The sequence below is a fragment of the Xanthocytophaga flava genome (assembly GCF_030068545.1).
Classification (GTDB): Bacteria; Bacteroidota; Bacteroidia; order Cytophagales; family 172606-1; genus Xanthocytophaga; species Xanthocytophaga flava.
In genome coordinates this window covers 487,443-504,175 of the sequence record NZ_JASJOR010000001.1, presented here as the reverse complement: position 1 = coordinate 504,175, position 16,733 = coordinate 487,443, and the positions used below count along the sequence as shown (strand labels likewise).

At 39.5% G+C, this 16,733-nt stretch carries 7 protein-coding genes; all 7 read right to left on the bottom strand.

Annotated features, from left to right (window positions below; genetic code table 11):
- Positions 1-370: 370 nt before the first annotated feature.
- On the bottom strand, positions 371-2,995 hold the full coding sequence (locus QNI15_RS02065) for an ABC transporter permease (protein WP_314030277.1): 2,625 nt from the start codon (positions 2,993-2,995) through the stop codon (positions 371-373).
- Positions 2,996-2,997: 2 nt separating this feature from the next.
- Positions 2,998-5,595 (bottom strand): FtsX-like permease family protein, encoded by a 2,598-nt coding sequence (locus QNI15_RS02060; protein WP_314030387.1) that lies wholly within the window; start codon positions 5,593-5,595, stop codon positions 2,998-3,000.
- A 40-nt stretch (positions 5,596-5,635) separates the two neighbouring features.
- Positions 5,636-8,302, bottom strand: a complete 2,667-nt coding sequence (locus QNI15_RS02055; protein ID WP_314030275.1) for an ABC transporter permease — start codon at positions 8,300-8,302, stop codon at positions 5,636-5,638.
- Between the two features lie 10 nt (positions 8,303-8,312).
- Positions 8,313-8,639, bottom strand: coding sequence for a PadR family transcriptional regulator (locus tag QNI15_RS02050; protein WP_313975260.1), 327 nt, complete (start codon positions 8,637-8,639; stop codon positions 8,313-8,315).
- Between the two features lie 258 nt (positions 8,640-8,897).
- Positions 8,898-11,489 (bottom strand): ABC transporter permease, encoded by a 2,592-nt coding sequence (locus QNI15_RS02045; RefSeq protein ID WP_314030273.1) that lies wholly within the window; start codon positions 11,487-11,489, stop codon positions 8,898-8,900.
- Positions 11,490-11,507: 18 nt separating this feature from the next.
- Entirely contained in the window at positions 11,508-14,105 is a 2,598-nt protein-coding gene (locus QNI15_RS02040; RefSeq protein WP_314030271.1) for an ABC transporter permease, read from the bottom strand.
- A 21-nt stretch (positions 14,106-14,126) separates the two neighbouring features.
- On the bottom strand, positions 14,127-16,724 hold the full coding sequence (locus tag QNI15_RS02035) for an ABC transporter permease (protein WP_314030269.1): 2,598 nt from the start codon (positions 16,722-16,724) through the stop codon (positions 14,127-14,129).
- Positions 16,725-16,733: the final 9 nt, after the last annotated feature.

Below are 16,733 nucleotides of genomic sequence, written 5' to 3'. Positions count from 1 at the left end.
TAATACTCTTATCAGTTGCTGGGGAGATTATAACTACATAGGTATAGATGCATTATATTGGAAGTTGTTGCATGTATACTCTAAAATTTATTTGTGATAGAAGTAAAAGCCTGTGTATTTGTAAAAATGCCGGATAGCAGATCGAAAATGCTTTATCAAATAGTTTCTTGGCCACTATATGAAATAAACGAGATATCTAAGCAGGAGTTAAATGAAAGTCTGCTGTTGAGGAACTACCTGTTGTATATAAAAAAATAAAAAACCTGTAAAGAAGATAATAGTAGAGTAATCGAAGTGTACTAAACGCTGATGTTGGGTTGACTGAATTGATAACCCAACACCAGATAAAGAGAGATTATATTATTGTACCTTATTCGTTACGTAGTGACTTAACTGGATTTAGTAAAGCGGCTTTGATGGATTGAAAACTTACCGTTAACAAGGTGATTAGTAACGCTCCCAGACCTGTCACTGCAAAAATCCACCACGATATTTCTGTACGATAGGTATAACTCTGTAACCAGCCATTGAGGAAATACCAGGCTATAGGAGTAGCAATGATAAAAGCTGTAAGTACCAGATAGACAAAGTCTTTGGAGAGTAGTGCCCATAAATTGAATATAGACGCCCCCAGAACTTTCCGAATACCAATTTCCTTGGTACGTTGTTCGGCTATGTATGAAGCCAGACCTGATAATCCCAGACAAGAAATAAAAATAGCGAGTACTGAAAAGAAAGTAATCAACTTACCCATTCGTTCTTCTTCTCCAAACTTCTGAGCATATTCGTTGCTTACAAATTTGTATGCGAAGGGAGTATCTGGATCATACTTTTTTAAGACTTTCTCTATTGTTTGTAGCGCATCCCGAGTACTTTGAGCTGGATTTATCCTTGCGTTAATAAAATTACCCTTTCCGTTGTTAATCTTATAAATTGTTTTTTTAACAGGCTCATAAGGAGACTCCATGATCATATCATTGATTACTCCAACAATATGGTATATAGATGTTTGACCAAAAGCAGTTTGCCGAATTGTTTTCCCGATAGGATCTTTTAAGCCCATAAAGTCAGCTGCTGTTTTGTTCAAAACAACACCCATTGAATCTGTTGCGAATTTCCTTGAAAAATCCCGACCTGCCTTAAATTGCCAACCTACTGTCTGACCAAATTCATGATCTACATAAACAGTAGCAAAGCTTGCCTGTTGTTCTGTTTCTTTTCCTGTCCATTCATAACCATTTGAGGTGAAACTAATTCCCGTCATAGGATTGAGTGATTCAGATAGCTCCACTATGGTAGTTGTCTTCTTTAACTCATACCGAATGGCGTCCAGATGTTTATGAATATCAGGTGTAGGGGTTTCAATCATAATCAACCCATCCCGACTATATCCTACAGGTCGGTCTTTTGAGAATTGAACCTGTTGGAAAATGATAATGGTACTTATAATCAGTGCGATAGAGACGGTAAACTGACCTACTACGAGAACTTTACGTGGTATAGCTGAAAACCGTCCAGCTACGAAGGTGCCTTTGAGCACATTCACTGGCTGAAAGGAGGATAGATAAAGAGCCGGATAACTTCCTGCCAGTAAGCCGGTGAATAAACAAAAAGCAATGCTTACTAACCAAAATAAGGAGTTGTTCCAGGCTATGGATACATTCTTATCTGCAATATCATTAAAGAAAGGGAGTACAAGTTGAACTAGTAGTATACATAATGCAAATGAAAATGCCACTACCAGTAAGGACTCACTAAAGAACTGGCTAATTAACTGATGTTGCAATGATCCAATAGCTTTTCGAACACCTACTTCCTTTGCTCTTTTTTCAGAACGAGCTGTTGATAGGTTCATAAAGTTGATACAGGCCAGCACTAAGACAAAAATACCAATCATGGCATATATCCATACAAACTGAATGCGCCCACCTGTACTCACACCATTTTTAAATTCAGAATACAACCGCCATTGGGACATTGGGAAAAGGAATAGTTCTGGCTTTGCCAATGCTTCTTCTTTATCACAATGCTTCAATTTAATATCTCTGATTTTCTTTGATACATCGATCATATTTACATGATCTGCTACTTGTACATAGGCTTGAAAGCCATTTTGCCACCACGCATCTTTCTGTATCCATTTTCTACTGCTTAGATATAAACTCCAGGGCGCTATAAACGCCATATCATTAAAATCTGAATTACGTGGTAAATCTTTGTATACTCCAGTTACTTTTACATCCAGCGTATTTTCAATCTTCATCAGTTTGCCTACTGGATTACTATCACCAAAAAAGGCTTTAGCCATTGATTCTGATAGCAAAACAGAATGCGGTTCGTTCAATCCCTTATGTGTACCATAGAGCATAGTAAGACTCAGCATCTCTGCAACTCCTGGTTCAAAATAGTATCCATTTTGTATTAGCTTAGTTGATTCTGTTGATAGAATAACACGTGTTGGATTGGACGCCATTAAGATATGTTTGAAATTGCTACTATACTGACTCCTCAATGCATCTCCCAATGGCGGTGATGCTGACCAAAGCGTGCCTATTTCTCCATCATAGTTTCTGTTTTCCATTACTCTGGCAATACGGTCATAGTTTTTATAATTTTGGTTAAAGGATAATTCATCATAGATCCATAAGCCAATGAGCATAGCCACAGCCATTCCTGCAGCCAATCCCGCAATGTTGATAAAGGAATATCCTTTATTACGGGTCAGATTCCGAAACGCGATGGTTAGATAATTTCGTAACATAGTGGAACTGAATGTAGATTGTGAGTATTCATTTTTTGTCTTTTTAAGAACAACTGGACGTATCAGACTTAGTACATCCATTATATATCGGATGCGTGCTTTTTTCTCTCCTAAAAGTTTGACTCGTTGTAGAAATAGTTCTTCTAAATCCCCTTCCATCTCTTCTATTAGATGATCCGTACAGAATAAATGCAACAGGCGGGTTGCCCAGCGAGGTGGTTGTGGAGTCTCCATACTTATTCGTTGCGTAGCGTATTAACCGGATTGGTTAAAGCTGCTCTGATAGATTGAAAACTTACTGTTAGTATAGCTATCAGCCATATAAGCAGTGCAGATCCTGCAAATACTTTCCAGTCAATGGCAATGTGATAGGCAAAGTTTTGAAGCCATTGGGTAGCTACCCACCATGCAAAAGGCCAGGCAATTAAAGTCGCTATCAATACAGGTTGTAAAAAGTTCTTTAAAAGAAGCATAATTACTTCCAGAACAGATGATCCAAGTATCTTACGAATGCCAATTTCCTTGGTACGTAACTCTACTGTATAGATAACCAGGCTAAACAATCCCAAACAGGATATTAGAATAGTAAGCCCGGAAAATAACTGGAAGACCTGACTCATTCGGTTTTCGGATGCATATAACATATTCAGCTTCTCATTAAGAAATGTATAACTGAATAAGGTTTCTGGTGAAAGTGCATGAAAGGTAGATTTCAGTAATTCCAATGTTTCAGGTAGGTGATTGCCTGCAACATTGATCAGCATATAATTTGTCTGAAATGGTTTATGTACAATAACCAGTGGTTCGATGGTAGAGTGTAGAGAAGCAAAATGAAAATCTTTTACAATCCCCATTATTTTTCCGGTATCACCACGAGAAACAAACTGCATTCCAAGAGGTGAATCCAGATTCATAGCTTTTATGGCTGCCTCATTGAGAATGTAAGCTGTTTGATGGAGTTGTAAATGATCAAAACCATTGCCTTCTTTTAATTCTATACCCAACGTAGATAGAAAGTTGGAATTAACCCAGATATGGCGTAATTGAAATTCTTTTTGAGGATCATTTACAGGAATAAACATATCTGTACTAAACCGGTCTCCAGGTAGTGTTGAGGTCATGGAAAAATCTGAAACAGCAGGATTTGTGCGTAAAGTCTGCATGATTGTTTCAATTTTATTATACATTTTGCCATACACTTTTACCGCAATTACCTGTTGTTTATCAAATCCAATATCTTTACTGTGAAAGAAGCGAAGTTGTTGATAAATAATCAGTGTACTGAAGATCATAAATACAGATACTGCAAACTGAAACACAATCATTCCTTGCCGAACCCACTTGATAGATGATCGGGGTGTTTTCTTTCCTTTCAACGATTCAATGGAATTGAACCCTGCAATAAACCATGCAGGATAGCTACCAGCCAGCCAGCCTACTAGTACTACCAGTACTAATACAAAACCTATATTCTGAAGTGTAAATAGTTGATCTACCTCTATTGGTCGGATTGAGAGGGTATTGTAAAGAGGGATAATCAGTCTGAATAGAAACAACGCCAGACTTGTTGCTATAAAAGCCAAAAGGAGGGCTTCGCCTACAAATTGTCGGATCAACTGGCTTTTACTGGCCCCCATAGCTTTGCGTACACCTACTTCTTTCATTCGTTTGAAAGCTTGAGCTGTAGATATATTGATAAAATTCACTGCCGCAAGCAGTAGAATAAGAGCCGCAGCGACTGAGAATATATAAACATACATACTGTCACTATTAGGTGCCATCTCTTTCTCAAGCTTTGAATGCAGATGAATATCCTGAATAGATTGCAAGTGTAATTTGCGTGTGGAAAAAATTTGTTGTGGGGTTTCACCTGTAGGAGCATAGAACTTCTTCATAAATTCTGGAAACTTTGCTTCTACGGTTGTTTTGGATTGAGATGGATCTAACAATACATAATTGTAAAAACTACTCCATCCTGGGTTATGCAGATCTTCTTTGCTTAATGTCTGATAACGGGTACTCATCGATATCAGATAGTCGAATTGCAGATGAGTGGGGAATGGAAATTCTTTTACAACTCCTGTAACTTTCATCGGAATATTGTCCATATCATCCTGAATTACCTTACCTATAGGGTCCTGATCTCCAAAATACTTCTTGGCCATTGCTGTGGTAAGTATAATCGTGTTCACTTCTTTCAGTGCGGTTGTGAGATCTCCTTTCACCAATTCCATATTGAACATATGTACTACAGCAGGATCTGCATAAAATCCACTCTTCTCTTCAAAGCGTTCGGAAGTGCCGTTTGTAGAGGTATAACTGAATATTCGATCAGGATAAGGTCGGTGAAAACGTGCAACTTCTGTTATACCTGGTATTTCCTGAGTCATAGATTCACCTATCAAAGGTGCTGTTGCTGCCCAGTGACGTGTTTTTTCGCCTATATTTTCCAGTGTAATACGGTAAATACGGTCAGAGCCAGTAAACTGTTTATCATAGTGAAGTTCATCTCTGACATATAAAAGAATAAAGAGGCTACAGGTAATGCCTGCTGCCAGTCCAATGATGTTTAAGGAACTGTTTAGCTTTTGTCGTAGCAGATTCCGCAAAGCAATAGTGAGATAATTGCGTATCATAGAAGAGCCAGGTAAAGGTTGTATATAATCACTGGATTTATTTTTGAAAACAAATGGACGCATTAGACTCATTACATCCAGTACATATCGGATACGAGCCTTTTTCTCTCCCAACAGTTGAATCCGCTGGAAGAATAATTCCTCTAAATCACCTTCTATTTCCTCCACCAGATGATCTGCACAGAATAAATGCAGCAGGTAAGTTGCCCATCAGGGTGGTTCCGGATGCTTTTTTGATTTATTCATTCCGCAAGGACTTAACCGGATTCATCAATGCTACTTTGATCGATTGAAAACTCACGGTCAACAAGGTAATTACTAAAGCTCCCGCACCTGTCACAGCAAAGATCCACCAGGATATATGGGTTCGATATTCATACGTTTGTAACCAGTTGTTGAGAAAATACCAGGCTATAGGGGTGGAGATGACAAAAGATAAGGTTATCAGCAGAACAAAATCTTTGGATAATAACTGCCAGATATTCAGTATGGTTGCCCCTAACACTTTCCGAATGCCAATTTCTTTGGTGCGTTGTTCGGCAACAAATGACGCCAAACCAAATAAGCCTAAGCATGAAATGAATATGGCAAGTAGTGCAAACACAGAGGCTAACTTCCCGATTCGTTCTTCTTCTGCAAACTTTTTGGCATAATCCTGATCTACAAACTGATAATCAAAAGGTGCAGTAGGAATAAGCTTCTTAAATACTGCCTCGATCTTAGACAATGCTTGAGAGGTACTTACTCTAGGATTAAGTCTGATATTGATCCAGCTTACAGATCCATTAAAGCCCTGAATGTAAAATAGGGTGGGTTTTATAGGTTCATAGGGTGAGTCCATAACCATATCTTTGATTACACCCAGAATCCTGTACTGTTTGATTTTCTGACTTTGTGACCACGTCCAGGATACCGGTTCACCTACAGGATTTTTTAATCCCATATATCGGGCTGCTGCTTCGTTAATAACCATCCCTGATGAATCACTAGCTAGCTCTCTTGAAAAATCTCTTCCTGCTACAAACTGCCAGCCTACTGTTTTACCATGTTCGGGTGTTACTGTCAGGGTTCCAAAATCTTTATCCTTATTTTGTGTCTGACCTTTCCAGCTGAATCCACCATTACCAGAGGCAACTTCTGTGACTTTACCCATTGATTCTGACATTTCTGTCACTACTCCTGTTTTCTGTAAAGTAGTTCGTAACAAATCGTACTTACCATAGAAATCTGACGATTTCATTTCCATCGTGATCAATCCTTTTCTGTCATATCCTACTGGTCGGTTTTTAGCGAACTGAATTTGTTGATACACAACAATAGTGCAGATGATCAAAGTGACGGATACTGTAAACTGAAGTACTACCAATAGTCTGCGTGGAGTTGAGGCAGATCTGCCAATATGTAATGTGCCCTTTAATACTTTAACAGGATGAAAGGAAGATAAATACAAAGCCGGATAGCTTCCTGCCAGTAAACCCGTAAGTCCAATGAATCCAACACTTGTTAGCCAGAACCAGGGATTGGCCCAAAGCATATGCATATCCTTATTCGCTATCAAATTAAACCAGGGTAGTGAAAGCTGAGTAAGTAAAAGTGAGAGGCAAAAGGCAAAAAGGACAACCAGATAAGATTCTCCCAGAAACTGGCTTATCAGCTGCTCTCGGAGAGAACCAAGGGTTTTACGAATACCCACTTCTCTGGCACGTTTTTCACTGCGAGCCGTTGACAGATTCATAAAGTTGATACAAGCCAGTAAGAGCACAAAGCCACCAATAATACCTACAAGCCAAACCATTTGTATTGGCCCTTTTTCAGGTAGACCTTTTTCAAAAGATCCGTAGAGGTGCCATTGACTCATAGGATGTAAGAAGATCTGTGGATGATGGGCTACTTGTTCCTGTAAACCTTCCAGATTTTTTATCTTATTAAGTTCTGTGTCTTTTATTGTATTGGAGACTTTTTCAAAGCTGGTGTTGGGTTTTATCTGGGCATAAACGCGTAGGAAATGATTATTCCAGTCATTGACAGCTCGTTTTTCAATCCAGTCGTTCATAGACACCCAGAGGTCAAAGGGGGCAAAGAACTGTATTTCATGAAATTCAGTATTTTGAGGCACATCTTCATAGACCCCTGTTACCTTTACATCTATGGATGCATTTATTTTTATCAATTGATTAAGTGGTTCTTTGTCTCCAAACAAGGCTTTGGCAGTGGATTCAGATAACATGATAGCGTGAGGATCTCTTAATCCAGTCCAGGTACCTCTGAGCATTTTTAATGTCAGCATTTCCGGAGCTCCATCTTCAATGTATATTCCTATTTTAGAAACCTTTGCATCTCTATGAGAAAGAATATAGGATTGTGTCCATGAAGCTTTTAACAAATGAGTAAACTGATCTCCATAAGCATTCTTCAATTCTACTGCAAGTGGATATTGTAGACTATTGCCAGTGTGAAGTTCTTGTTCATCAGTAACCTGATTCATAACTCTTGCGATGTGATTGTAATTCTGATGGTACTGATTGAATGACAATTCATCATATACCCACAGACCAATAAGCATAGCGACTGTCATACCTACAGCAAGCCCTGCAATGTTAATAAAAGCATAGCCTTTCTGGCGGACCAGGTTGCGAAAGGCGATCATTGCGTAGTTTCGGAGCATAATTGAGTTTGGTAAAAGTGAATACTCAGTAACTTTTTGCTTTAAAACAAAGAGGCGTATCAAACTTAAAACATCTAGTACATATCGAATACGGGCTTGCTTCTCACCCATAATCTGAACTCGTTGGTGAAACAATTCTTCCAGATCGCCCTCCATTTCCTCAACTAAATGATCTGCACAGAATCCATGCAACAACCTTGTTGCCCAATGGGGTGGCCTTGGTAGGTGAGGTGTCGCCATAATTTTAACTTTAAGACCAGGCTGTTTTAGGAATAGATTCCCACATCTGATTCCGTAGTTGGTGAATTTCTTCCAGTGCTCTTTTTCCTGCAATGGTTACAGAATAAAGTCGTTTGCGACGGCCACCACGTTCGGCAGTGGCTCCGCCCATCTGTGAATTTACCAGACCTTTCTCTTCTAATCGATGCAGTGCTGAATGGACAGCTCCCAGATTCACAGACCGCCCCATCTGCTGTTCAATCTCACTGGTGACTGCTGCACCGTAAGCATCCCCTGACCGTATGGCAACTGCCAGTAAAACCACTTCCTCAAACTCTCCTAAATAGGTTCCTTTCATGGATAGTTAATGTAAAGAATGATTAGTTGTGTAAATGTATAACAAATGGTTTGCCAGAAGTGAAAAACGCTTCTGGTAAGCTTTAATGCAAGTTTTTGCTAATGAGAATTGTATATAGTTTGTCCGTTAACGGACAAGAGGTGTCCGCTTTGATACAAGTGTTGGGATATGCTTAAACAATAAGAGCCTTGATATTCAAGGCTCTTATTGTTTGATGCAAATAGGGGTCTATATTGGGTAATACTAATTTTTGTATTCTTATTCGTTACGTAATGCTTTGACAGGATTTTTCAGAGCAGCTTTAATAGACTCATAGCTAACTGTGATGGCTGCAATACCTACTGCTGTGATACAGGCTATCAGAAATATCGGCCAGTCAATATTAATTCGATACGCGAATCCTTCCAGCCAATTATTAGATGCATACCAGGCTAGTGGGGTCGCAATGATCATAGCTAATAACAGTAGACGAGTAAAGTTTTGAGATAGCAAATAAACGATGTTGCCGACAGAAGCACCTAATACTCTTCGCACCCCAATTTCTTTGGTACGCTGTTCAGCTATAAATGCTGACAGACCATATAATCCCAGACAGGAAATGAAGATAGCCAATACGGCAAAAGCATTGAACAAATCTCCCATTCTGTTTTCTGTCTTGTAAAGGTTAGCCAGATCCTGATCTATAAAATGGTAAGTAAATGGATAGGCAGGATTAAGTTTCTTGTGAATGGATTCGAGTGCCTGAATGGTTGCCTCTGTTTTGCCGGGTTGAGTACGAATAATCACTTTGCCTCCTCCTGTATTGAGATACATAAGCACTGGTTCAATGGATTGCTGAAGAGGTTTGAAATTAAAATCCTGCACTACTCCAATGATCGTTCCTCTGGTTTCCCCAAAGGTCAGAGACTTACCAACTGCATTAGATACATTCATTCCCATAATCTGAAGTGCTTTTTCGTTGACAATATAACTTGCTGAATCAGCTTTTGAATCAGGATAAAAGCTTCGACCACTAAGTATTTTCATCTTGAAGATATCAATAAAGCCTGCATCTACAGCCATGGTTGGAAAGAGGGGTTGACTTTGAGGGTTTTTCCCTTCCCAGAATACATCAACAACACCAGTTGCCAGATTGGTGGGTAGGTCCAGAGAGATGGCAAAGTTTTGTGTGAGCGGATTTTGCTTTAGTTCATTTTTAAAGGCTTGTTGTTTGCTCCATAACTCCCCTGTCATCTGTACATACAGCAAATTCTCTTTATCAAATCCCAGATTTCGTTGCTTAATGAATTGTAGTTGATTATAAACCACTGTTGTCCCGACCAGCATAATAATAGATACTACAAATTGACAGACTACTAACCCATTACGAAGCCAACTGCCTCCGCCAGCTATGGTCAAATTTCCCTTGAGTACTTTTATAGGCTGGAATTTGGAAAGAAACAAAGCAGGGTAACTTCCTGAAAGCAATCCAGTAGTGATGGCGATTGCTCCAATTATTAGAAGAAGGTTAGTATCCAGGAAATTGAGTGTAAGTTGTTTGTCTGAAAGTACGTTAAAGAATGGGATCAGAAGCCACACCAGAACAATAGCTACTAACAATGATATAAAGGATATCAGTGAGGACTCCGCTAGAAACTGTCCAATGAGTTGAATTCGGTCTGCTCCCACTACTTTACGTAATCCCACTTCTTTGGCCCGTTTAGCAGATCTGGCAGTAGCCAGGTTCATAAAGTTGATACAGGCGACAATCAAAATGAACACAGCCACTACTGAAAATATCCGTACATATTGGATATTACCATTGCCTGCTACATCTCTGAGTAAATGTGAATTCAAATGAATACTGACTACAGGTTGTAATTTAAAATCTACACGAAGTGGTATATTTTTCTCGATAAGTTTACCAATGCGTTTCTCAAGGTTGGCTAAGGAAGTAGGGGATGTATTAGTCTTGTCTTCAAGCTGGATATAGGTATAGAAATCAAAGTTGTTCCAGTTATTGTTTTTCAAATCGTAATTAGTTCTTGCTAAGAAGGACATGGGTAGAATAAAGTCAAACTGTAAGTGGGAAGTACTAGGAATATCAGCCAGTACACCTGTTACAACAAATTCATCCTGATTATCTTTTCGGATGGTTTTGCCTAGTGCATCTTCCTGTCCAAAGTATTTTTGAGCCATTCTTTCTGTAATCAGAATTCCATCCGGACGGTTTAAGGCTGTTCTTACATCTCCTTTGACCAATGGAAAAGAAAACACATCAAAGAAAGTGGAATCTGCATAATAAATCCCTTCCTCTTCAAATTTACGATCTCCTACCCCTAATATATGGGTATCACTATGCAAGCGTACTGTATTTTTGATCTCCGGTAATTTGTCTGCCAATAAAGCTGCTGTTGGTACAGGTGTTATGGCGGCATCAACACCAGAGGCATTGATTGTAAGGCGATACAACTGATCGGCATGTGTATGAAAACGATCATAACTAAGTTCATCCTGTACCCAAAGCAAAATCATAATACTACAAGCCATACCTACAGATAAGCCGAGAATGTTAATCACTGAGAATGCTTTCTGACGAGTCAGGTTGCGGAAAGCGATGAGAAAATAATTGCGTAACATATCGGTAAGGACAGGTTTGGGTGAATGTCTGCGTCTGAAAAATGATGGCCTCAGATAGCTAATTGTATCTCTAAAGTAAAGCCAGTTAGCTTTTCTAGGACTAAGCCGTTTGACTCGTAATTGATATCGTTCATGTAAGTCTCCCTGCACCTCTTCATATAGATGAGGGGCACAAAACCTTTCTAACAATCTATCCAGCCAAGGAGGTGGTTGGTTCTTTGCATTCATCATAAGATATCAACTGGCTATCTACTCGGTTCGTAGACTTTTAACTGGATTTTGTAAAGATGCTTTGATGGACTGGAAACTGATTGTCAGAATGGTAATAACAAGCGTAACCACACCTGCCAATGCAAATATCCACCAACTGATTTCAGTTCGGTAAGCAAATCCCTGAAGCCATTCATTCACTGCATACCATGCTACAGGTATCGCAATCAGCATGGCTACTACAATCAGTTTGAGAAAGTCAGCAGAGAAGAGTAATACAATCTGACCCACAGATGCACCTACTATTTTTCGGATACCAATCTCTTTGGCCCGCTGTTCTGCAGAAAAAGAAGCTAATCCAAATAATCCCAGGCAGGCAATAAAAATAGCCAGTCCGGCAAAGTAATTAGACAAACGGCTAATTACCTGCTCACTCTGGTACTGCCGGGCATACTCTTGATCTGTGAAATAGTAGGTGAATGGATATTCAGGATTCAACTTTTTGCATATATCTTCTATTTCAGAAAGAGTTCGTTGGGTATTACCCGTTTCTATACGAACCATAACACTGCCTTCCCGATGCTGATTACGCAAATAGGCAATCAGAGGGCGTATAGGTGTATGTAAGGATTGGAAGTGAAAGTCTTTGATTACTCCGATAATCTGGCCTTTCTGATTTCCCCAGTTTAGAAATTTTCCGATCGGATTTTTATATCCTATGGCTTTTAGTGCTGATTCATTAATCAGAAAACCTGTTGAATCTGTGGCGAATTTTCTGGAAAAGTCTCGGCCTTCTTTCATTTTCAGATTCATGGTTTCTACAAAGTCATAGCCTACGCCAACAGGAGTAAAGCGAACTTTATTTGTAGGATCACTACCAGGCCAGGAAATACCATCTGTTCCCCAATTAAGACTGGCTGGAGATTCGGTAATATGTGATACTTGTTTTACACCTGAAATCTGAGAGAGTTGCTCTTTCAGAATCCCATAACCTTTGTCCATATTTCCTTCCAGTGGAAAATAAATCAGGTTTTCGCGAGAATAACCCAGGTTTTTGGTTTGTACATATTCTATCTGGCGATAAATAATGAGCATACCCACAATAAGAATAGTAGATAGGGCAAACTGAAACACTACCAAACCCTTACGAAACCAGAGTGAACCGGAAGTAAACTTAAGTGTGCCTTTGAGTACATTTACAGGATTAAGAGAGGATAGAAAAAATGCTGGATAGCTACCTGCCAGCAAACCTGTCATGAACGTCATACCTGCGACTATTCCCCAAAAGGAGATGCTCGTTACAGGTATAGTCATATGCTTATCGGTCAGGCTATTAAATAATGGCAATAAAACAAACACCAGTAAAAGTGATAGTCCAACTGCAAGGATTGTAAGAAGCATTGCCTCACTGAGAAACTGGCCAGTTAGAGCTGATCGTATAGCTCCAATAGCTTTTCGTACGCCTACCTCTTTAGCTCGCTTGGCAGATCTGGCTGTAGCCAGGTTCATAAAGTTAATACAGGCAATCAGCAGGATGAAAACAGCTATAATGGTGAATAGATGTATATATTTAATACGTCCACCTGAAACCTGGGCATTTTCAAAATTGCTGTTCAGATAATATTCATGAAAAGGCTGCATACCCAGTTCAGTACGAAATGTCTTATTGGGATCTGGAATGTATTTGTCTGTGAAGTGTTTGAGCTTTGCTTCTACTTTGGCTGGATCTGCATCAGGACGGAGCTTAAAAAATGTCAAAGGATCGTTGGAATCCCATCCTTTTGCCCACTCGTTATCTTGTACATACGATTCCCAGGATCTGAGACAATCAAATTGTAACGTGCTGTTTTGGGGGATATTTTCAAATACCGCAGTTATTATCAGATCTTTCCGGTTGTCATATCTGATAGTTTTACCCATTGCTGCTTCTGGTGAACCAAAAAAAGCTTCTGCCATTTTTCGGGATATCGCCAGACTGTTTACTTCCTTTAATGCCGTTTCTACATCCCCCTGTAGCAGAGGGAAACTGAACATTTTAAAGAAATCCAGACCTGCTGTATTGATACCTTGCTTATTGGTCTTATTTCCAACTGTAAATGTCTGGTAGTTTGTCCATGAAAAAGCTGTTGCCATCTCAATTTCTGGGATCTCTTTTTTTAGCTCTTCTGCCAGTGGTCCCTGAGTCCATATAACACCTTGCGCTTTTCCACTGAAGAACTGACGTTCATAAATTCTATACAGCTGATTTTTATGTGTGTGAAAGGCATCAACACTGTATTCATCCTGTATCCAGAACATAATGAGCAGGCTACATGTCATTCCAAGTGCCAGGCCTGTTATATTGATAAAAGAGAATGCTTTATTTTTGAGAAGATTCCTCCAGGCTATTGTGAGATAATTGCGTATCATATCTGCAAATGAAGGTTGAAGTGAATAGTGACGTTTAAAAACTGAAGGACGCAGATAGCTAAGTGCATCCCTGAAGTATAACCATTGGACCTTTGTTTTACTTACCCGTTTGCTTCGTAGTTGATATCGTTCATGTAAGTCTCCCTGCACTTCTTCCCACAGGTTAGGTGCACAAAACCGTTCCAATAGTCGATCTAGCCAGCGAGGAGGTTGATCTTTTATACTCATTATACGATATGACTTTGTTAGTTACTCATTACGTAATGCTTTAACAGGATTTTTCAGCGCAGCTTTGATAGATTCATAACTTACTGTAAGTGCCGCAATACCCAATGCAGTGAAACAGGAAATTAGAAATATCGTCCAGTCAACATTGATTCGATAGGCGAATCCTTCCAGCCAGTTATTGGCTGCATACCAGGCTAGTGGTGTCGCAATAATCATGGCCAGTAATATCAAACGAGTAAAGTTTTGAGATAGCAGATAAACGATGTTGCCAACAGAAGCCCCTAGCACTCTTCGTACCCCAATCTCTTTGGTCCGTTGCTCGGCTATGAATGCAGATAGACCATATAACCCCAGGCAAGAAATGAAGATAGCCAATACAGCAAAAGCATTGAACAGATCTCCCATTCTGTTTTCCGTTTTGTAAAGATTAGCCAGATCCTGATCTACAAAGTGATAGGAGAAAGGATAGGCAGGATTGAGCTTTTTGTGAATAGCCTCCAATGCCTGAATGGTAGCTTCTGTTTTACCAGGTTGAGTACGAATGATCACTTTGCCTCCCCAGGTATTGAGATGCATAAGTATGGGTTCAATAGATTGTTGGATGGGCTTAAAGTTAAAGTCCTGTACTACACCAATGATCGTTCCTTTCATGCCTCCATAGATAAGGGATTTACCTACAGCATTGGATATACTCATTCCCATAATCTGGAGTGCTCTTTCGTTGACAATATAGCTTGCTGAATCAGCTTTCGAATCAGGATAAAAGCTTCGACCACTGAGTATTTTCATCTTGAAGATATCAATAAAGCCTGCATCTACGGCCATGGTTGGAAAAATGGGCTGGCTTTGAGGATCTTTCCCTTCCCAGGATACATCAGCTGCTCCTGTACCCAAATTGGTTGGCAGGTCTTGTGCAATAGCAAAACTTTGTGTGAGTGGATTTTGCTTTAGTTCATTTTTGAAGGCTTGTTGCTTGTTCCATAACTCCCCTGTCATCTGTATATACAGTAAGTTCTCTTTATCAAATCCCAGATTCCGTTGCTTAATGAATTGTAGTTGATTGTAAACCACTGCTGTTCCAACTAACATGATGATGGAAACTACAAACTGACAGACTACTAACCCATTACGAAGCCAACTGCCTCCGCCAGCTATGGTCAAATTTCCCTTGAGTACTTTGACAGGTTGAAATCTGGAAAGAAACAGAGCCGGATAACTTCCTGAAAGCAATCCAGTAGTGATGGCGATTGCTCCAATGATTAAGAGTAGCCTTGTGTCTAAAAAATTGAGTGTAAGTTGTTTGTCTGATAAGATGTTAAAGAATGGGATCAGCAGCCATACCAGAACAATAGCTACTAACAATGATATAAAGGATATCAGTGAGGACTCAGCCAGAAACTGTCCAATGAGTTGAAACCGATTGGCTCCTACAACCTTCCGTAATCCTACTTCTTTGGCACGTTTAGCAGATCTGGCAGTAGCCAGGTTCATAAAGTTGATACAGGCAACAACGAGAATGAACACAGCCACTACTGAAAATATCCGCACATATTGGATATTACCATTGCCTGCTACATCTCTGAGTAAATGTGAATTCAAATGAATACTGACTACAGGTTGTAACTGGAAATCTACATGAAGCTTTATGTTTTTTTGGACAATGTTATTGATCTGTTTATTCAGACGAGTTAAAGAGGTTGCATCTACATTTTTATCAAGCAGAACGTATGTATAAAAATTGAAATTGCCCCACCGATTTTCTTTGAGATCTCTGTCCGTTCTTGCCAGAAACGACATGGGCAGAATAAAATTGAACTGTAAGTGAGAGTTACTGGGAATATCAGCCAGTACACCTGTTACAACAAATTCATCCTGATTATCTTTTCGGATGGTTTTGCCTAGTGCATCTTCCTGACCAAAATATTTTTGAGCCATTTTTTCTGTAATCAGAATTCCATCCGGACGATTTAAGGCCGTTTTTACATCCCCTTTAACCAATGGAAAAGAAAACACATCAAAGAAAGTGGAGTCTGCATAATAAATTCCTTCTTCTTCAAATTTACGATCTCCTACCTCTAATACATGCGTATTATCGGATAGCCTTACTACATTCTTTACTTCGGGTATTTTATCTACCATTGCTGCTGCAGTTGGAGCTGAAGTAACAGCTGCATGAATATCTGGTGTATGGGATGTAAGACGATACAATTGATTGGCATGAGTATGAAAACGATCATAACTGAGTTCATCCTGTACCCAAAGTAGAATCAGAATACTACAAGCCATACCAACAGATAAACCGAGAATGTTAATCACTGAGAATGCTTTCTGACGAGTCAGATTGCGAAAAGCGATGAGAAAATAATTGCGTAACATATCGGTAAGGACAGGTTTGGGTGAATGTCTGCGTTTAAAAATCGATGGCCTCAGATAGCTAATTGTATCTCTAAAGTAAAGCCAGTTAGCTTTTCTAGGACTAAGCCGTTTGCTTCGTAGCTGATATCGTTCATGTAAGTCTCCCTGCATCTCTTCATACAGATGAGGAGCACAAAACCGCTCTAGTAACCAGTCTAACCACCGTGGCGGAGGATGAAAATGATTCTTCTCTTTTCTGTTCATAGTGTAGCA

Bases quoted from the DNA above. Each gene is read 5' to 3' on its own strand.
- QNI15_RS02035 (WP_314030269.1), bottom strand. From the start codon at position 16,724: ATGAACAGAAAAGAGAAGAATCATTTTCATCCTCCGCCACGGTGGTTA.
- QNI15_RS02050 (WP_313975260.1), bottom strand. From the start codon at position 8,639: ATGAAAGGAACCTATTTAGGAGAGTTTGAGGAAGTGGTTTTACTGGCA.
- QNI15_RS02055 (WP_314030275.1), bottom strand. From the start codon at position 8,302: ATGGCGACACCTCACCTACCAAGGCCACCCCATTGGGCAACAAGGTTG.
- QNI15_RS02040 (WP_314030271.1), bottom strand. From the start codon at position 14,105: ATGAGTATAAAAGATCAACCTCCTCGCTGGCTAGATCGACTATTGGAA.
- QNI15_RS02045 (WP_314030273.1), bottom strand. From the start codon at position 11,489: ATGATGAATGCAAAGAACCAACCACCTCCTTGGCTGGATAGATTGTTA.
- QNI15_RS02065 (WP_314030277.1), bottom strand. From the start codon at position 2,995: ATGGAGACTCCACAACCACCTCGCTGGGCAACCCGCCTGTTGCATTTA.